Source organism: Paraburkholderia xenovorans (assembly GCF_046030735.1).
GTDB classification, from domain to species: domain Bacteria; phylum Pseudomonadota; class Gammaproteobacteria; order Burkholderiales; family Burkholderiaceae; genus Paraburkholderia; species Paraburkholderia xenovorans_A.
This window is the reverse complement of the sequence record NZ_JAQQBV010000006.1, coordinates 114271-131666: the sequence shown is the minus strand read 5'-3', so window position 1 is coordinate 131666 and position 17396 is coordinate 114271. Positions and strand designations below refer to the sequence as shown.

16 protein-coding genes are annotated in these 17396 nt (G+C 64.9%); 10 read left to right on the top strand and 6 right to left on the bottom strand.

From position 1 onward, the window contains the following. Positions 1 to 12: 12 nt before the first annotated feature. The 3 genes from aroC to PQQ51_RS07930 form a co-directional block, all read right to left on the bottom strand. Complete coding sequence (gene aroC, locus PQQ51_RS07940) at positions 13 to 1113, bottom strand: chorismate synthase (protein WP_408496219.1); 1101 nt, start codon at positions 1111 to 1113, stop codon at positions 13 to 15. A 244-nt stretch (positions 1114 to 1357) separates the two neighbouring features. Further along, positions 1358 to 3295, bottom strand: a complete 1938-nt coding sequence (locus PQQ51_RS07935; RefSeq protein ID WP_408496218.1) for an MFS transporter — start codon at positions 3293 to 3295, stop codon at positions 1358 to 1360. Positions 3296 to 3463: 168 nt separating this feature from the next. Next, complete coding sequence (locus PQQ51_RS07930; RefSeq protein ID WP_408496217.1) at positions 3464 to 3928, bottom strand: CBS domain-containing protein; 465 nt, start codon at positions 3926 to 3928, stop codon at positions 3464 to 3466. 251 nt (positions 3929 to 4179) lie between these two features. Between PQQ51_RS07930 and PQQ51_RS07925 the strand changes: the two genes are divergently transcribed. The 3 genes from PQQ51_RS07925 to PQQ51_RS07915 all read left to right on the top strand — a co-directional run bounded on the left by PQQ51_RS07925 (position 4180) and on the right by PQQ51_RS07915 (position 6922). After that, entirely contained in the window at positions 4180 to 5529 is a 1350-nt protein-coding gene (locus PQQ51_RS07925) for an O-acetylhomoserine aminocarboxypropyltransferase (RefSeq protein ID WP_408496216.1), read from the top strand. Then, positions 5526 to 6365, top strand: coding sequence for an alpha/beta fold hydrolase (locus tag PQQ51_RS07920; protein ID WP_408496215.1), 840 nt, complete (start codon positions 5526 to 5528; stop codon positions 6363 to 6365). The genes PQQ51_RS07925 and PQQ51_RS07920 overlap by 4 nt, the downstream gene beginning before the upstream one ends. Positions 6366 to 6601: 236 nt before the next feature. Beyond that, positions 6602 to 6922, top strand: coding sequence for an Mpo1-like protein (locus PQQ51_RS07915; protein WP_408496214.1), 321 nt, complete (start codon positions 6602 to 6604; stop codon positions 6920 to 6922). A gap of 67 nt (positions 6923 to 6989) precedes the next feature. On the opposite strand, the gene PQQ51_RS07910 is transcribed toward PQQ51_RS07915, so the two are convergent. Further along, on the bottom strand, positions 6990 to 8303 hold the full coding sequence (locus tag PQQ51_RS07910; protein WP_408496213.1) for a YihY family inner membrane protein: 1314 nt from the start codon (positions 8301 to 8303) through the stop codon (positions 6990 to 6992). Positions 8304 to 8423: 120 nt separating this feature from the next. On the opposite strand from PQQ51_RS07910, the gene wrbA reads away from it, so the two are divergent. From wrbA to PQQ51_RS07890, 4 genes are all read left to right on the top strand, one after another. Then, positions 8424 to 9026 (top strand): NAD(P)H:quinone oxidoreductase, encoded by a 603-nt coding sequence (gene wrbA, locus PQQ51_RS07905; RefSeq protein ID WP_408496212.1) that lies wholly within the window; start codon positions 8424 to 8426, stop codon positions 9024 to 9026. Between the two features lie 20 nt (positions 9027 to 9046). Next, on the top strand, positions 9047 to 9487 hold the full coding sequence (locus PQQ51_RS07900) for a DUF2069 domain-containing protein (RefSeq protein WP_408496211.1): 441 nt from the start codon (positions 9047 to 9049) through the stop codon (positions 9485 to 9487). A gap of 86 nt (positions 9488 to 9573) precedes the next feature. Further along, positions 9574 to 10992, top strand: coding sequence for an FAD-binding oxidoreductase (locus tag PQQ51_RS07895; protein WP_408496210.1), 1419 nt, complete (start codon positions 9574 to 9576; stop codon positions 10990 to 10992). Positions 10993 to 11105: 113 nt separating this feature from the next. After that, positions 11106 to 11912 carry a metallophosphoesterase gene (locus tag PQQ51_RS07890; protein WP_408496209.1) on the top strand — a complete coding sequence of 269 codons (807 nt, stop codon included), beginning with the start codon at positions 11106 to 11108 and terminating at the stop codon, positions 11910 to 11912. A gap of 9 nt (positions 11913 to 11921) precedes the next feature. Here PQQ51_RS07890 and PQQ51_RS07885 read toward each other — a convergent pair whose 3' ends face one another. Next, the gene (locus tag PQQ51_RS07885; protein ID WP_408496208.1) at positions 11922 to 12101 is read right to left on the bottom strand and encodes a hypothetical protein; all 180 of its coding nucleotides are present in this window, start codon (positions 12099 to 12101) and stop codon (positions 11922 to 11924) included. Between the two features lie 136 nt (positions 12102 to 12237). After that, positions 12238 to 13176 (bottom strand): LysR family transcriptional regulator, encoded by a 939-nt coding sequence (locus PQQ51_RS07880; protein WP_408496207.1) that lies wholly within the window; start codon positions 13174 to 13176, stop codon positions 12238 to 12240. Positions 13177 to 13331: 155 nt separating this feature from the next. Here PQQ51_RS07880 and PQQ51_RS07875 point away from each other — a divergent pair, with 155 nt between their 5' ends. Genes PQQ51_RS07875 through PQQ51_RS07865 form a run of 3 tightly spaced genes read left to right on the top strand, consistent with a single transcriptional unit; the run spans position 13332 to position 17396 of the window. Next, the gene (locus PQQ51_RS07875; RefSeq protein WP_408496206.1) at positions 13332 to 14984 is read left to right on the top strand and encodes an efflux transporter outer membrane subunit; all 1653 of its coding nucleotides are present in this window, start codon (positions 13332 to 13334) and stop codon (positions 14982 to 14984) included. Between the two features lie 8 nt (positions 14985 to 14992). Continuing rightward, on the top strand, positions 14993 to 17206 hold the full coding sequence (locus tag PQQ51_RS07870; RefSeq protein WP_408496205.1) for an FUSC family protein: 2214 nt from the start codon (positions 14993 to 14995) through the stop codon (positions 17204 to 17206). After that, positions 17196 to 17396 carry a DUF1656 domain-containing protein gene (locus PQQ51_RS07865; protein WP_120345994.1) on the top strand — a complete coding sequence of 67 codons (201 nt, stop codon included), beginning with the start codon at positions 17196 to 17198 and terminating at the stop codon, positions 17394 to 17396. Before PQQ51_RS07870 ends, PQQ51_RS07865 begins: the two co-directional genes overlap by 11 nt.

Sequence of the window (17396 nt, the reverse complement as noted above, 5' to 3'; positions counted from 1 at the left end):
TTACCGCTTCCGTTAAGGCGCGCTTGCCGCGATCTTTGGCGTGCTCACCGCAACGTCGCCGCATTGCGCGCGATGGCGCAACGCGTGGTCGATCAACACCAGCGCGAGCATCGCTTCAGCGATCGGCGTGGCGCGAATACCGACACACGGATCATGCCGCCCGAACGTTTCGACAACGGCCGGCTGCCCCGCCTTGTCGATCGAACGACGCGGCGTGCGAATGCTCGAAGTCGGCTTGATCGCAATCGACACGGTGATGTCCTGCCCGGTAGAAATACCACCGAGCACACCGCCCGCGTGATTGCCGACAAACCCCTCCGGCGTCAGTTCGTCGCCATGCACCGAGCCGCGTTGCGCGATGCTCGCAAAGCCCGCGCCGATCTCCACACCCTTCACCGCGTTGATGCCCATCATGGCGTGCGCGATGTCGGCGTCGAGGCGGTCGAACAACGGTTCGCCAAGACCCACGGGCACGCCGGACGCCACCACGTTGATGCGCGCGCCGATCGAATCGCCGTCTTTGCGCAGCGCGTCCATGTAGTCTTCGAGTTGCGGGACGATCTGCGCGTTCGGCGCGAAAAACGGATTCTCGCGCACGTGCGACCAGTCGACGAACGGCACGTCGATCTCGCCGAGCGCCGCCATATAGCCGCGGATTTCGGTGCCGAGATGCTCGCGCAGCCACTTCTTCGCGACCGCGCCCGCCGCCACCGTGGGCGCCGTCAGACGCGCCGATGAACGGCCGCCGCCGCGATAGTCACGGATGCCGTACTTCTGCCAGTAGGTGTAGTCGGCGTGGCCCGGACGGAAGGTGTCGACGATGTTGCCGTAGTCTTTGCTGCGCTGATCCGTGTTGCGAATCAGCAGCGCGATCGGCGCGCCGGTAGTCTGGCCTTCGAACACGCCCGACAGGATCTCGACCTTGTCCTCTTCCTGGCGCTGCGTGACGTGGCGCGACGTGCCGGGTTTGCGGCGGTCCAGTTCGAGCTGAATGTCGGCCTCGGCGAGCAGCAAGCCCGGCGGGCAGCCGTCGATCACACAGCCAATTGCGGGGCCGTGCGATTCGCCGAAGGTGGTCACAGTGAAAAGCGTACCGAGCGTGTTGCCGGACATGGGCGTCGTCCAAATGAAATGCGGGGGAAGCGCTATTATGCCAGCCCCTCGGGCGCCAAGGCCGCGCTGTGCGCGCGCTTATGACGTCTGGACAAGTCCGGGGGAGCTCACGTTGAGCGTGGGGGCGAGCCGGAATGACGGTCGTGCGTGCGAACAGTAACGTGTGGACCGCGCGTCGCCCAGTGACAATCCTGGCCATAGTGCAAGTCGTGGCCGCTCCACGGCATCCAACTCAATCACCGCACTACTTACGCGCCCCACGCAACTCGGTGACGATGCGTTGCAACTCCTCCGGCGACGCCGCGTCCGGCTCGATCGGCTCACCCACGGCCAGCGTCAGCCGGCTCATCACCCCCTTCTGGACGGGCCGCGGCCAGCGCGCGTCGTTCGCGCGCGAAAACACACTGCCCCACAGCCCACGCAGCGCCATCGGTATGACAGGTGCCGGCGTGCGACGGATGATCTCAGTCACGCCGTGGCGAAATGGGTTCATCTCACCGGTTTTCGTCAGTTTGCCTTCCGGGAAGATGCACACCAGTTCGCCGTCGGCCAGCGCCTGCGCGCAGCGCTCGTAAGCGCGCCCGAGCAACTCGGGATCCTGGTGCGCGGGCGCGATCGGAATCGCCTTCGCATGCCGGAACACCCAGCCGGCAAGCGGCGTGCTGAAAATCTGGTGATCCATCACGAAACGGATCGGCCGCGGGCTCTCGGCCATGATCACAATGGCATCGACATAACTCACGTGGTTGCACACCAGCACGGCCGCGCCCTCTTCCGGAATCCGCTCCGCATGCACGAGACGGATCCGGTAGAACGTGTGGACGAGCACCCATGCGACGAAACGCAGCAAAAACTCCGGCACCAGCGAGTAGATGTAAGTCGCCACCACGATATTGAGCAGCGCCGTGACGAGGAAAATGGCCGGAATGCTGAAACCGGCGGCGGTGAGGCCCATCGCCATCAACGCGGAGACGATCATGAACAGCGAGTTCAGAATATTGTTCGCGGCGATGATGCGCGCCCGGTGGCTCGGCTGACTGCGGCTCTGGATCAGCGCATAAAGCGGCACGCTGTACAAACCGCCGAACATCGCGAGCAGAAACAGGTCGGCCAGCACGCGCCAGTGCGCCGCTCGCAAGAGAAACTCGCCGACGCTCAGGAGATGCCCGGCCGCCGGCAGCGCATGGCTGGCGAAAAACAGATCGATCGCGAACACGCTCATCCCGATCGAGCCGAGCGGCACGAGACCGATCTCGACGCGCCGCTTCGAAAGCTTCTCGCACAGCAGCGAGCCGATGCCGATGCCGATCGAGAACGTACCGAGCAACACGGTCACGACGTCCGGGTCGGCGGACAGCACGTTCTTCGCGAAGCTGAAAAACGACGACAGAAAAGTCGCCCCGACGAACCACAGCCAGGAAATACCCAGCAGGCTCAGAAATACCGTGCGGTTCTCACGCGCGAGCTTCAGGTTGCGCCACGTTTCGCTGACCGGGTTCCAGTTGATGCGCAGATCCGGCTGCGGCGCAGGCGTGACGGGCACCCCGTTCGACACCACGCGCCCGACCAGCGCGATGGCTACACAAGCGCAGGCCAGCACCACCGCGCCGTGCTCGACGAAACCTGCGGCCACGCCACCGACGATCGTGCCGATCAGAATCGCGACGAACGTGCCCATCTCGACCATCCCGTTGCCGCCCACCAGTTCCGATTTCGACAGATGCTGCGGCAAATACGAGTACTTGACCGGCCCGAATACGGTCGAGTGAACGCCCATCAGAAACGTGCACAGATACAGCAGCGGCGCACTGTGCAACCAGAAGCCGGCGCCGCCGATCAGCATCACCACGATCTCGAAGTTCTTGACGAAGCGCGTGAGCATCGCCTTGTCGTATTTGTCCGCGATCTGGCCGGAGGTAGCCGACAGCAGCACGAACGGCAGGATGAAAATCGCCGAAATAAGGAAGGCTGCCGTTTTCGGATCGACGCCGGAAAACCGCGCGGCCTGGTAGGTCACGAGCGACGTGAAGCCGATCTTGAAGACGTTGTCGTTCATCGCACCGAGGAACTGCGTCCAGAAAAACGGCGCGAAACGGCGCTGCCCGAGCAGGCTGAACTGGGATTCGTGCGCGTCGTGAGCGCGGGCGGCGCGACGGCCGGCAGGTAACGGACGATCGCTCATGAAGTTCGCGGAGTGGGCTGAAAGAGCATCAAAGGAGAAAGACGAAAGTGGCGCGCAACACAGTTGGCGGGTAACGCAAGCGCAAAAAAAGCGCACGCTTTCGCGCGCGCTCCGACCGTATTTTCAGGCTTGCAGCGGCGCTTCGTGCGCCGCGCGAGCCGCCGCGCATCACCGTGCCGGCTGCTGTTCCTGCGGCTGTTCTTCCGGCCAGTCGCGGATATAGGCTTTGAGCATGCGGTTTTCGAAGCCCTGTTCTTCAACGACCGCCTTCGCGACGTCGTAGAACGAGATCACGCCCATCAACGCGCGGCTTTCCATGACCGGCAGATAGCGCACGTGGTGCTCAAGCATCATGCGGCGCACTTCGTTCACGTCCGTTTCCGGCGTGCAGGTGAGCGGGTGGTCGTCCATCACCTTACGGATCGTGGAGGTGCCGACACTGCCGTCGTTCTCGCTCAGCGTCAGGATGATCTCGCGGAATGTCAGCATGCCGACGAGATCGCCGTATTCCATCACGACCAGCGAGCCGATATCGTGCTCGGCCATGGTGGTGACTGCGTCGTGCAGCGTCTCATCCGGCGTGACCGTGAAAAGGGTGTTGCCTTTGACCTTAAGAATGTCGCTGACTCGCATGATCTGTCTCCCGAGATACCGGCTAAGCTGGTAATGCATGAATGATTTTCGATCCTAGCGGAAAGGCCCATAAAAGGAAAGCGGGCCGCCCACCCTGACGCAGCGGGCTTCCGCGCACCGCGCGACGCCCATTTATCGCGGCCCCGAAAGCACCGGCATCGGGAAAACCGCGCTTGAAGCGATTCATGCCGATGATAGGATGGCCGCCACTTTCACCTTTCGCGAGGCCCTCCGCGGCCTCGCCGCCCACGATGTCCGCCAACCGTTTCGATACGCTTGCGCTGCACGCCGGCGCAGCACCCGACCCCGCCACCGGCGCGCGCGCCACGCCGATTTACCAGACTACCTCGTTTTCGTTCCGCGACTCGGACCACGCCGCGGCGCTGTTCAACATGGAGCGCGCCGGCCATGTCTATTCGCGCATCTCTAACCCGACCGTGGCCGTGTTCGAAGAACGCGTCGCCGCGCTGGAAAACGGCGCGGGCGCGATCGGCACGGCGAGCGGCCAGGCCGCGCTGCATCTGGCGATCGCCACGCTGATGGGCGCGGGCGCCCATATCGTTGCATCAAGCGCGCTGTACGGCGGCTCGCACAATCTGCTGCATTACACGTTGCGGCGCTTCGGCATCGAAACGACTTTCGTCAAACCGGGCGACCTCGACGCGTGGCGCGCCGCGCTGCGTCCCAACACGCGCCTGCTGTTCGGCGAGACGCTCGGCAATCCGGGCCTCGACGTGCTCGACATTGCCGCCGTCGCGCAGATCGCGCATGATCACCGCGTGCCGCTGCTGGTCGATTCGACGTTCACGACGCCGTACCTGCTCAAGCCGTTCGAACACGGCGCGGACTTCGTCTACCACTCGGCGACCAAATTCCTCGGCGGCCACGGCACGACGATCGGCGGCGTTCTGGTGGACGGCGGCACGTTCGACTTCGACGCGTCCGGACGCTTTCCCGAATTCACCGAACCGTATGCGGGCTTTCACGGCATGGTGTTCGCCGAGGAAAGCACCGTCGCGCCGTTTCTGCTGCGCGCGCGCCGCGAAGGTCTGCGCGATTTCGGCGCGTGCCTGCATCCCCAGGCGGCCTGGCAACTGCTGCAAGGCATTGAGACGCTGCCGCTGCGAATGGAACGGCACGTTGCAAATACGCGCAAGGTGGTCGAATTCCTCGCCGCTCATCCTGCGGTCGAGGCCGTCGCGTACCCCGAACTGGCTTCGCATCCCGACCATGCGCTCGCCAAACGTCTGCTGCCAAGAGGCGCGGGCGCGGTGTTCAGCTTCAACCTGCGTGGCAACCGCGCGACCGGACGCAGCTTCATCGAAGCGTTGTCGCTGTTCTCGCATCTCGCGAACGTCGGCGACGCGCGCTCGCTGGTGATCCACCCCGCATCGACGACGCACTTTCGCATGGACGCCGCCGCGCTCGCCGCGGCCGGCATCGCCGAAGGCACGATCCGCCTGTCGATTGGTCTCGAAGACCCCGACGATCTGATCGACGACCTCAAGCGCGCGCTGCAAGCGGCCCAGAAAGCGAGCGAAACTACAACGCCTCAAGGCGCACCGTCCACGGCTGCCACACCACGCCCGGAGTCCGCATGATTCTCACCGTCCAGGGCAAAGCCGCATACGTCTACAACGGCGGCAAACCATTCGACCCCACGCTGCCGACTGCCGTATTCATTCACGGCGCCGAGCACGACCATAGCGTGTGGGCATTGCAAACGCGTTACTTCGCGCATCACGGCTTCGGCGTGCTGGCCGTGGATTTGCCCGGCCACTGCCGCAGCGCCGGCCCGGCGCTCACCACGGTGCCCGCGCTCGCCGACTGGCTGGCCGCGCTGCTCGATGCCGCCGGCGTGCAACGCGCGTTCGTGGCCGGCCACAGCATGGGGTCGCTCGTCGCGCTCGACTTCGCCGGCCGCTATCCGGAGCGCGTCACGCATCTCGCGCTGCTGGCCACCGCGATGCCAATGGCCGTCTCCGACACCCTGCTCGACGCCGCGATGAACCGCGAGCCCGACGCGATCCGCATGGTCAATCAATGGTCGCATTCGACGTTCGCGGCCAAACCTTCGTGCCCCGGCCCCGGCTTCTGGCTGCACGGGATGAACCAGCGGCTGATGGAACGGGTGTCGGCGAACGGCGAGCCACGGCTTTTCCATACCGATTTCACCGCCTGCAACGCCTACGCGGACGGCCTCGCTCGCGCCGCCCAGGTGCGCTGCCCGACGCGGCTCGTCGTGGGCCGGCTCGACGCGATGACGCCGCCGCGCGCCGCCAGAGCGCTCACCGACGCGCTAGCGCAAACCGGCGTATCGATCGAGGTCGACACCGTTACGCTCGAAGCGGGCCATGCGCTGATGACCGAGCAACCCGATGCAACACTCGACGCGCTATTCAGCTTCGCGACGAAACCCGCAAGCGCCGCTCGATAGCGATCCGGGCGACGCCATCTCGACAGCGCCGAAACCCCCGTCGAGCCGTCAAGATAACCGTCCCGCAGCACGCGCGCCATCGGCCGAATGGCCAGGTTGCGCGCATTTCCCGATGGCCGCACAATGAGTCAGCCTGTGCAGTAACGAACTCGCACGAACACGCCGCGAGCCTGCGGGCACGGCGCAGCATAGAAACCAGGCACGGAGTCGCCCCACGTCGAAACCCGGAGGCCGTGATGGCTCAAACCACACACACCGAACACTTCGCGAGCTTTGCGGAGTTCTATCCGTACTACCTGAGCGAGCATCGCAACACGCTGTCGCGCCGGCTGCATTTCGTCGGGTCGCTCGGCGTGATCGGCTGCCTCGCGATGGCGCTCGCCACCGGCGACTGGCTATGGGTGCCGGCGGCCATCGTCTGCGGATATGGATTTGCGTGGGTCGGGCATTTTTTCTTCGAGAAAAACCGGCCGGCAACTTTTCGTCATCCGCTCTATAGCCTGATGGGCGATTGGGTGATGTTCAAGGACATCTGCGTCGGCAAGATTTCGCTGTAGTTTTATTCGAGTTTTGCCGGGACGCTGCGTGAGGCGTGCGGATCTTGCCAGGCTTCTCACCGCCATTTCAAGCGGTTTGCTGCGGCATGGAAGAAGCGCCCTGCTCGCTTTGTTCCGCACGCGCCGCCCGCGCAGCAGCGCGTGCCGTCAGCAGCGCGGCTAGGGTCACTTGCAGTCTGTCGTTATCGAGTGCGGCCAGCAGCGTTGCGCCGTCCACGCGAGTCGAATCCAGTTCGAGCTGATACTTGAGCTCCGCGTGGTCGATCACGAACATGTCGAACAGCCGCTCGACCGTGATCTGCGCCGGGTTCGCGAGCAACAGGAAGTGCGCACGCTTGCCGTCCTCCTGCAAGCGCGCGATCCATTCGATCTCTTCCAGCTTCAGCAGAAGGTTGACCGTGGTGCCCATGTCGCGGCGAAGCATCCGCGAGAGTTCTTGCAGCGTGTAGCCAGGTTTGCCGGCGTCGCGTGCTTCGGAAAGCCGCGCAAGCAATTCGAGCGAGTCGAACAGATCGCTGCCTTCGAACGTGGGCCGATGGAACTGGCCGATGCGAATCGCCGGCAACGCAGAGGCGATCATCGCGCCGGCCAGCGTGATGAACCAGCACAGGTACATCCACAACAGGAAGAGCGGCACCGCGGCGAACGCGCCATACACCGCGGTGTAAGTGGGGATGCGGCGCACGTAGTAACCGAAGCCGCGCTTCGCGAGTTCGAAAGCGATCGCGGCGGTCACGCCGCCGATCACCGCATCACGCCATTCCACGCGGCAGTTCGGCAAATAGACGTAGAGGATCGTGAAGGCGAGCGCGGTCAACGGTAATGCGGCGCCCGCGAGCGCCCACTCGATCACCGGCGTCATGCGCTGAGCCGCGGTGAACGTCATGGACTGCGTGAACAGATACGACGAAATCGACAGGCTCACGCCGATCAGAATCGGGCCGAGCGTGATGATCGCCCAGTACACGAGGATGCGCTGCGCGATCGGCCGCGCCTTGCGCACCCGCCAGATCACGTTGAACGCGGACTCGACCGTCATCATCGTCATTACGGACGTGAGGAACAGCAGGATCATGCCGATCGTGGTCAGCCCTTTCGCCTTCGACGCGAACTGGTTCAGATACTTGAAGATCTGACTATTCAGTTGCGCGGGCATCAGGTGGTCGGCGAGAAAGAACTGCAGCGACTCCTGAAACGAACTGAAAATCGGAAACGCGGTGAACAACGCGAACGCGACCGTGGCGAGCGGCACCAGCGCGAGCATCGTAGTGAACGTGAGACTGCCGGCCACCTGCGGAATGCGGTCTTCGCTGCTGCGTTGCGCGGCAAATTGCGCGAGCCGTTTGAGCGTGTCGAGATCGAAACGCACCCTGGACAACAAACCTACCTCCTGGCTTCGTGAACCGGTGTTACAGGACAGTGTGCGAGGCCTGGCCGAATGGCCATGGAGAGCCTGCGCAGCAGACCCAACCCCTATAATACCCGTTCACCGATGAGGACTATGAAAGACATTCTCGTGCTCTATTACAGCCGTCACGGCGCCACGCGCGAGCTTGCGCTGGCGATCGCGCACGGCGTCGACAGCGTGCCCGGCATGCAGGCGCGCGTGCGCACCGTGCCGGCGGTTTCCACCGTCTGCGAAGCGACGCAGCCGGATATTCCCGCGGAAGGTCCACCCTACGTCGAACTGCGCGACCTCGAGGAATGCGCGGGTCTAGCGCTCGGTTCGCCCACACGCTTCGGCAACATGGCCGCGTCGCTCAAGTACTTTCTGGACGGCACCACGCCGCAGTGGCTGGCCGGCGCGCTGTCGGGCAAACCTGCGTGCGTGTTTACGTCCACCGGCAGTTTGCACGGCGGCCAGGAGTCCACGCTGCTGTCGATGATGTTGCCGCTTCTGCATCACGGCATGCTGATCGTCGGTATTCCGTACACCGAGAGCACGCTGTCCACCACGCAGACGGGCGGGACACCCTATGGCGCATCGCATTTCGCGCGGGCCGGCAGCGCCGAACACGGCATCTCGGCTGATGAAAGAACGCTTGCCATCGCGCTCGGCGCACGCGTTGCACGCACCGCGGCTTCAATGAGCGAACGGCCGTGAACGAGCCGGAGGTGAGATCGGTGTCCGCGAACACTCTGCCGGTCGAACGCAAACGCGCCGCCGCATTCGGCGCAACGGTCTCGCTGCTGCTGCTCATCGTGCTGTCGGTCGGCTGGGAGTGGTGGCTCGCGCCGCTGCGGCCCGGCGGCTCGGCGTTGGTGCTCAAGGCCGTGCCGCTGCTGCTCGCGTTGCCGGGCGTCTGGCGGCAACGGCTTTACACGCTGCAATGGGCGTCGATGCTGATCCTGCTGTACTTTGCCGAGGGTGTCGTACGCGGCTGGAGCGACCGTGGTTTGAGCGCGCGGCTCGGCTGGCTCGAAGCCGCGCTCGCCGTCGTCTTTTTCGTCTGCGCGCTAATCTATGTCGCGCCATTCAAACGCGCGGCAAAACGTGCGGAGAAGCAGGCAAAGCAGCAGGCCAAGCGAACGAACGGGACCAACGAAATGGACGCAACAAGCTAGTCAAGCGAACCGCAGACGAACCCGAACCCCTGATCGAAACGCCATCCACCGCGCGACACTACCGCCCGAATACCTGACCGACCACCATGACCCAAGCCGCTTTCCTCACTGCCTGCCGCGATGCGATCGGCGCCGCCCAGGTGCTGACCGATCCGCACGACACCGCTCCCTATCTGACCGACTGGCGCCGCCGCTACACCGGCGCGGCCTGCGCGGTGCTCTGCCCGGCCACGCCTGACGAAGTCGCGGCACTGGTCAAACTGGCGGTCGAACATCGGATCGCGCTGGTCCCGCAAGGTGGCAACACCGGCCTGGCCGGCGGCGCCACGCCGGACGCGAGCGGCGCGCAGGCAGTGGTCAGCTTGCGGCGTCTGAATCGCGTGCGCGATATCGATCCGCACAACAACACGATCACCGTCGAAGCCGGCGTCATCCTCGCTGAAGTTCAGAAGCACGCCGAAAACGCGGGCCGCCTGTTTCCGCTGAGCCTCGCCGCCGAAGGCAGTTGCACGATCGGCGGCAATCTCGCCACCAACGCGGGCGGCACCGGCGTCCTGCGCTACGGCAACACGCGCGAGCTGTGTCTGGGCCTCGAAGTGGTCACGCCGCAGGGCGAACTGTGGGACGGGCTACGCGGCTTGCGCAAGGACAATACCGGCTACGATCTGCGCGATCTGTTCATCGGCGCGGAAGGTACGCTCGGCATCATCACCGCTGCCGTGCTGAAGCTGCACCCGCAACCGGCCGCGCGCGTCACCGCGCTCGCCGCGCTCGCGTCACCGCACGCGGCGCTCGACTTTCTGTCGCTCACGCAGCGCATCGCCGGGCCGCTTCTGACAGGCTTCGAACTGATGTCGGACTTCTGCCTGCAGCTGGTCGGCCGGCACTTCGCGCAGATGCGCTATCCGTTCGCCGAACCGCACGCGCAGGTCGTGCTGCTGGAACTGTCGGACAGCGAGAGCGAGGAACATGCGCGCGGACTGTTCGAGCGTCTGATGGAAATCGCGCTCGAGGAAGGGCTCGTGGAAGACGCGGTGGTCGCGGAAAACCTCGCGCAGTCGCGCGCGTTCTGGAATCTGCGCGAACATATTCCGCTCGCGCAGGCCGAGGAAGGCCTGAACATCAAGCACGACATCGCGGTGCCGATCTCGCGTATCGGCCACTTCATCGACGCAACCGACGCGGCGATCGCACAAGCGGCGCCGGGCGCACGCATGGTCACGTTCGGCCATCTCGGCGACGGCAATCTGCACTACAACGTGCAGGCGCCCGAAGGTGTCGATGCAAAATCGTTTCTCAAGGAATGGCAGAGCCCGATCAACCAGATCGTGTACGACAGCGTGCATCGGCATCGCGGCAGTATCAGCGCGGAACACGGGCTCGGCCAGTTGAAGATCGACGAGGCGATGCATTACAAGCAGGACGTCGAAGTGCAATTGATGCGCGCGGTCAAACGCGCGCTGGATCCGCTGAACCTGATGAATCCGGGCAAGGTGCTACGCTGAAGCCTGCCGCGTTGAAGTCTGCCGCTCGTCTGCGGCATTCGACACGGACTGAACAGCCGGCGTCCGACGCCTCGCCCCGGCCCGCGTGAATGTCCATTGCAGGAGTCGTAGCCGTGAAGATTCGAGTGCTGTCCGATCTGCATCTGGAGAACGACGAGCCCGAACTGATCCCGCATGTCGACGCGGATTTGATCGTGCTGGCCGGCGACATCCACAATCATGCGGCCGGTCCGCGCTGGGCCGCGCAAACCTTCGACGGCGCGGTGCAGGTGGTCTACGTGCCGGGCAATCACGAGTACTACGACGGTGAGTTCGGCGCGCTCGAAACGGCGCTCTACGATGCGGCGGCCCAGGTGGACAACGTCCATGTACTGAACAATGCCGCGCTGGTCGACCCGCAGCGCCGCTGGCGCGTGCTCGGCACCACGTTGTGGACCGATTTCGCGCTCTACGGCGACGACGAAAACACGCTCGCCGATTCGATCGACGCTTCGCGGCGCGCGATGCTCGACTTCAACGGGCCGATCCAGATGAGCTGGCCGCAAGACACCGGGGATACGTCGCGTCAATTCAGCCCCGCCGATTCGCTCGCGCTGCATCGGCAAGCACGTGCGTGGCTCGAAAGCGAACTCGCCAAACCGTTCGACGGCAAAACGATCGTCGTCACGCACCACGCGCCGCATCGGCAGAGTCTGGCGGAACGTTATGCGGAAGATCGCGCGTCAGCGGGGTTCGTCAATCATTTGCCCGAACTGGTGCAAACGCCTGTCGCGCTGTGGATTCACGGCCATACGCATACGCCGTTCGATTACACCGTGAACGGCACGCGTGTCGTCTGCAATCCGCGCGGGTATTTCGACCGGCGCACCAGGCAATGGGAGAACCCGCGGTTTGCGTGGGATAAGGTCGTCGAGATCTAGCGCCAGCAGTCAGCAGCGCACGTGACGCGTGGGCTCAGCGATCGTGCCGTTGCCCCTCACCCGGCGCTCGATCCTGATCGGCGCCAGTTGCGGCTGCTGCTCACGCAGCCGGCGCAGCAAATCGCGCGATCCGGCAATTGCGATCAGTCCAAACATGACGGCCACGCCGATCATCAGGTGCGTATCCATGAATCCCTCGTCTTCCAGTAAGTGCGATTTGCCGAACGGCGGCGCCTGAACCACACGTTAGCAAATCGTCCGCAGCTGAGAAGTAAGGAAATGTTGCGACGCGGCAGCGATGTAACAGACTACGCGATCCGCGATGTCAGGTCCGCGCGAATTGCCGCAATTCTTCGTGGTCGACGGCGAGCGTGGCCGGTAGCTCGTCGCGCAGAAATTCGATCCAGGTGCGGATCTTCGCGTCCAGATACTGCCGCGACGGATACAGCGCGTACAGATTCATTTCCTGCGACGTGTATTGCGGCAGCAGCCATTGCAGCGCGCCGCTACGCAACCCGCCGATCGCCGAATAGATCGGAATCAGCCCGACGCCCATCCCGTTCGACACCGCCACCGCCATCGCCTCGGCAACGTTCACCTGGAAACTGGTCGCCCCGAGCGTGACGGTTTCCTCGCCGTTCGGGCCGTCGAAAGTCCATTTGTCGGGCGGAAACACCGGCGTGACCATTTGCAGACAGGTATGTTGAGCGAGGTCCGCGGGCGTTTGCGGCACCCCGCGCCGCTCCAGATACGCCGGCGACGCGCACGCAATGCTGAATGCGCTGCCGAGGCGCTGCGACACGAGACCCGAATCCGGCAGCCCGGTGGCGAGCGTGAGCGACACGTCGAAACCCTCGTCGAGCAGATCGGGCATGCGCTGCGCGAGCGTCAGTTCGATCTGCACCTCCGGATAGCGCTCCTGATAGCGGCCGACCGCCGGCACCACGTAGTGCTGGCCGAAGCTCGTCATCGCATGGACCTTGAGCTTGCCGGACGGGCGCGCATGCGCGTCGCTCGCCTCCGCTTCCGCCTGGTCCACGTACGCGAGAATCTGCTCGCAGCGTTGCAGGTAGCGCTCGCCCGCCTCGGTCAACGCGATGCGCCGCGTGGTGCGGTTCAACAGACGCGTACGCAGATGCGCCTCCAGATCGGAGACCGCGCGCGACGCGTACGCGGTGGTCGTATTCAAGTGTTGCGCGGCACCCGTAAAGCTGCCCGCTTCGACGACGCGGACAAATACGCGCATGTTTTGAAGCGTATCCATGATCTTCCTTACTGACTGGCAGCGATTGTTACACGAATCGCAAAGACGATTGTCTCATATCGCGTAAGAATCCCTTGCACCCTTACCGGTTATTCCCCAATCAATCGAAAAATATAATGACGGGCAAGCTTCTATAGTCAATTTTGGAGGAAATCGTGCAGTCTCCGGTACAGAAAGGGATCGCCGCAGCCGCGGTTCTTACGATCCTGATAACAATCGCCGGCTGTGCCAGTACCGGAGGCATCGCACCGCAAACTAGCGGAGTCGAGCCCTCGTCGCTCGACGCCGGCAATGCGATCCGCGCGGCCGATGCCGACGCGCAATGGCCGGCCGCCGACTGGTGGCGCGCGTATAACGACCCGCAACTCGACGAGTGGGTCCAGGCCGCGCAGGCGGGCAATCCGAGTCTCGCGGTCGCTCAGGCGCGCGTGCGCGAGGCGCTTTCGATGGCGGGCGTCGCGCGTTCGGCGCTGGCGCCGCAGGTCAACGGCAGCCTGTCGATCCAGCGGCAGAAGTGGGCCGACAACGTGTATTACGGTCCGGGGCCGCTCGCGGGCGAGCAATCGTGGAACAACACCGGCACGCTCGGCCTGTCGTATCACCTCGATCTGTGGGGTAAAGACAGGAACGCCGCCGAGCGCGCGCTCGACGCCGCCCACGCGAGCGCCGCCGATTTTCGCGCCGCGCAGCTCGAACTGGAAGGCAACGTGGTGCGCACGTACATCGAGATGTCGCTGAACTACGCGCTGCTCGACATCGCCGAGGCGACGTTGAAGCAACAGCAGCAGATCGTCGATCTGGCCACGCGTCGTCTGAAAGGCGGGATCGGCACGCAGCTCGAAGTGAGCCAGGCCGAAACGCCGATGCCGGAATACGAGCGGCAGATCGATGCAATTCAGGAAAAGATCGCGCTCGGCCGCAACCAGCTCGCCGCACTGGCGGGCAAGGGTCCGGGCGCGGGCGATTCGATCCAGCGCCCGACACTGTCGCTCGGCGCGCCCGCCGGCCTGCCGAGTGCGCTGCCGGCGGACCTGATCGGCCATCGGCCGGACGTGGTCGCGGCGCGCTGGACGGTGGCGGCGCAGGCGCGCGGCATCGACGTGGCAAAAGCGGACTTCTATCCCGACATCAACCTGCTGGCGTCGATCGGCGGTTATGCGGCGATGGGGCCGCTATTCCAGTTCCTGAAGAATCCGTCGCATAGCTGGAGTGCGGGTCCGGCGCTGTCGTTGCCGATCTTCGACGGCGGCCGGCTGCGCTCGCAACTCGGCGCGGCGTCCGCCGGTTACGACGAGGCTGTCGAACGCTATAACCAGTCGATTGTCGATGCGTTGAAGGACATCTCCGATCAGGTGATCCGGATCCGCTCGCTCGCGACCCAGGCGAACGACGCCGACCGTTCCGTGGCCGCGGCGCGCAAGAACTACGACCTGTCGCGCGAAGGTTACAAGCGCGGTCTGACCGACTACCTGAACGTGCTGATCGCGCAAACCCAGTTGCTGCGCGCGCAGGAAGGCGTCGCGAAAATTCAGGCCGAGCGGCTGGGCGCGCACGCGTCGCTGGTCACGGCGTTGGGCGGCGGCCTCGACGAGCCGGCCAATGGACCGCAGCCGGGCGAGACGTTGCCCGCGTATGGCAAGGGCCACGCGTTGGGTTCGACCGCCACCGGTGCCGCCGCACAAGCCGCGAACGCCGGCAACCAGAACCCGGACACGGCAGCGAAAGAGCCGGCAGACGCGCGTCGACACGTCGCCAACCATGACGTGTTGAGCGCGGCGAAGCCGGGCCGCCAGCCCGCGGCCGAGTGACCCAGCCCATGTCCACCGCCCCCTCTCCCGCTCCCCGCCCGTCGTCGTTCGCCGCGCTGTACGCGTCGGCCGCCGACTGGGCGCGTACCGACGGCCTCACATGGGTCTATCTGTTCAAGGCGCTCGGCGCCTGCTTCCTCGCGCTCGGCATCGCGATGAAGCTCGATCTGCCGCAACCGCGCACCGCGATGACCACCGTGTTCATCGTGATGCAGCCGCAAAGCGGAATGGTGTTCGCGAAAAGCTTCTACCGGATCTGCGGCACGCTGGTCGGCCTCGTGGTGATGCTCGCGTTCATCGGCCTGTTCGCGCAGCAGCCGGAACTGTTCATCGTGGCGACCGCGATCTGGGTCGGCATCTGCACGGCCGGCGCCGCGCGCAACCGCAACTTCAGGTCGTACGGTTTCGTGCTGGCCGGCTATACCGCCGCGTTGATCGGCATTCCGGCTTCGCAGCATCCGGACGGCGCGTTTCTGAGCGCGCTGACACGGGTTGCCGAAGTGGTGGTCGGCATTGTTTGCGCGGGCGCCGTCAGCGGCCTCGTGTTTCCGCAGTTCGCCGGCTTGCAGATGCGCAGCACCGTGCGGGCGCGCTTCTCGGCGTTTGTCGAGTACGTGTCGGCGTCGCTGGCCGGGCGTAACGATCGCGCGGAAATCGAAGCGAGCAACGCGCGTTTTGTTGCGGACATCGTCGGCTTCGAAGCGGCGCGCAGCGTCGCCGTGTTCGAAGGCCCCGACTCGCGGATGCGCGGCGGCCGTCTCGCACGCCTGAACAGCGAGTTCATGACCGCGTCGACACGCTTTCACGCGCTGCATCAGCTGATGAACCGGCTGCGCGACGCGGGTGCAGGCGGCGGCGCGGCCGTCGCGGTCGGCGCGCTGGAGCCGTACTTCAAGGAGATCGCGCCACTGCTCGCGAGGTCCGGCGAACCGGTGCTGAGCGCCGCCGATGCCGCGCACGCCGCCGCGCAACTCGACGCGTACAAGGCCGATTTGCCCAAACGCGTGCGAGCGACGCGCGCCGAACTCGAAGCGCTGCCGGACGCTCCGCTGCTCGACTTCGACACCGGCGCCGAGTTGCTGTACCGCTTCATCGACGATCTGCACGCGTACGCGGCCACCTACGCATCGCTGGCCGTCGACACGCACGAGCGCGAGCGCTGGATCGAGCGCTACGAGCCGAAGACGAACGCGATCGCCGCGGGCGTCTCCGGGGTGCGCGCCGCGATCGTGATGATGGTGCTAGGCGCATTCTGGATCGCGACCGCATGGCCGAGCGGCTCGACGCTGACGTTGAATGCCGCGGCGGTGTGCGCGCTGGCGTCGGCGTCGCCGAATCCGAAACGCACCGTGTTCCAGATGGCCGGCGGCACGCTGGTCGCTTCGGCGATGGCGATGCTCGCGATCTACGGCGTGTATCCGCATGTCGACGGCTTTCCGCTGCTGTGCGTCGCGCTTACGCCGTTCCTGCTGCTCGGCGTGTTCATGACGACGCGCCCGGTGCTGGCCGGATACGGCGTCGGCTACTGCATCTTCTTCTGCTTTATGGCCGGTCCGGACAACGTGATTCATTACGACCCGAGCGGCACCATCAACGACGCGATCGCGCTGGTGTTGTCGATGCTGGTGTCGTCGATTGCGTTTGCCGTGCTGCTGCCGCCGTCGACGCCGTGGCTGCGCAACCGTCTGCTGATCGATCTGCGCCGCCAGGTGATGCTGGCGAGCCATGCCGGGATGCGGCGCGTGCGTTCGCGCTTCGAGAGCGGCGCGCGCGATCTGATGTTCCAGATCAACGCACTCGCGCCGGGCGAGCCCGCGTTGAAGCGCGACACGTTGCGCTGGCTGTTTTCGGTGCTCGAAGTGGGCAACGCGGTGATCGATTTGCGCCAGGAAATCGCGGCGCTGCCTCGCGATCCCCGCTATGCGAAGTCGATGCCGTGGCGGGTTTCGCTGCACGCGATGCGCGATGCGTTGACCGCGCTGTTCGAGAAGCCGCGCGCCGACCGCATCGACCGTGCGCTTGCGGCCACCGTCGATGCGATTGCCGCCGTTCAGCAGATGCTCGCGACGTTTACGCCGCCGCGTGAAGAGCGGCACCGGTTGCAACGCATTCTTAGCCAGTTGCATTTCATTCGTACCGCGCTGCTCGATCCGCAATCGCCGCTTGAACCGCTGATGAGCGGACGTGCCGACGCGTCAGAAGGAGTTCGTCATGCCACGTGATATCGCCGTTTTCGACGCGTACGTGCCGGCCATCGTGCTGCTGTTCATTGCGGGCGCCGCGCTTACCTGGGTGCTGGATCGCGCGATTGCCTATACCGGGCTGTATCGCGTGGTGTGGCATCCGTCCTTGTTCCGGGCCAGCTTGCTCGTGTGTGTGTGCGGCGTGCTGGGTCTCGCCGTTTATCGTTGA

Coding starts and splice junctions, on each gene's coding strand:
- PQQ51_RS07915 (WP_408496214.1), top strand. CDS start 6,602: ATGGCTCAAACCACACACACCGAACACTTCGCGAGCTTTGCGGAGTTC.
- wrbA (WP_408496212.1), top strand. CDS start 8,424: ATGAAAGACATTCTCGTGCTCTATTACAGCCGTCACGGCGCCACGCGC.
- aroC (WP_408496219.1), bottom strand. CDS start 1,113: ATGTCCGGCAACACGCTCGGTACGCTTTTCACTGTGACCACCTTCGGC.
- PQQ51_RS07865 (WP_120345994.1), top strand. CDS start 17,196: ATGCCACGTGATATCGCCGTTTTCGACGCGTACGTGCCGGCCATCGTG.
- PQQ51_RS07925 (WP_408496216.1), top strand. CDS start 4,180: ATGTCCGCCAACCGTTTCGATACGCTTGCGCTGCACGCCGGCGCAGCA.
- PQQ51_RS07920 (WP_408496215.1), top strand. CDS start 5,526: ATGATTCTCACCGTCCAGGGCAAAGCCGCATACGTCTACAACGGCGGC.
- PQQ51_RS07895 (WP_408496210.1), top strand. CDS start 9,574: ATGACCCAAGCCGCTTTCCTCACTGCCTGCCGCGATGCGATCGGCGCC.
- PQQ51_RS07885 (WP_408496208.1), bottom strand. CDS start 12,101: ATGGATACGCACCTGATGATCGGCGTGGCCGTCATGTTTGGACTGATC.
- PQQ51_RS07930 (WP_408496217.1), bottom strand. CDS start 3,928: ATGCGAGTCAGCGACATTCTTAAGGTCAAAGGCAACACCCTTTTCACG.
- PQQ51_RS07870 (WP_408496205.1), top strand. CDS start 14,993: ATGTCCACCGCCCCCTCTCCCGCTCCCCGCCCGTCGTCGTTCGCCGCG.
- PQQ51_RS07880 (WP_408496207.1), bottom strand. CDS start 13,176: ATGGATACGCTTCAAAACATGCGCGTATTTGTCCGCGTCGTCGAAGCG.
- PQQ51_RS07935 (WP_408496218.1), bottom strand. CDS start 3,295: ATGAGCGATCGTCCGTTACCTGCCGGCCGTCGCGCCGCCCGCGCTCAC.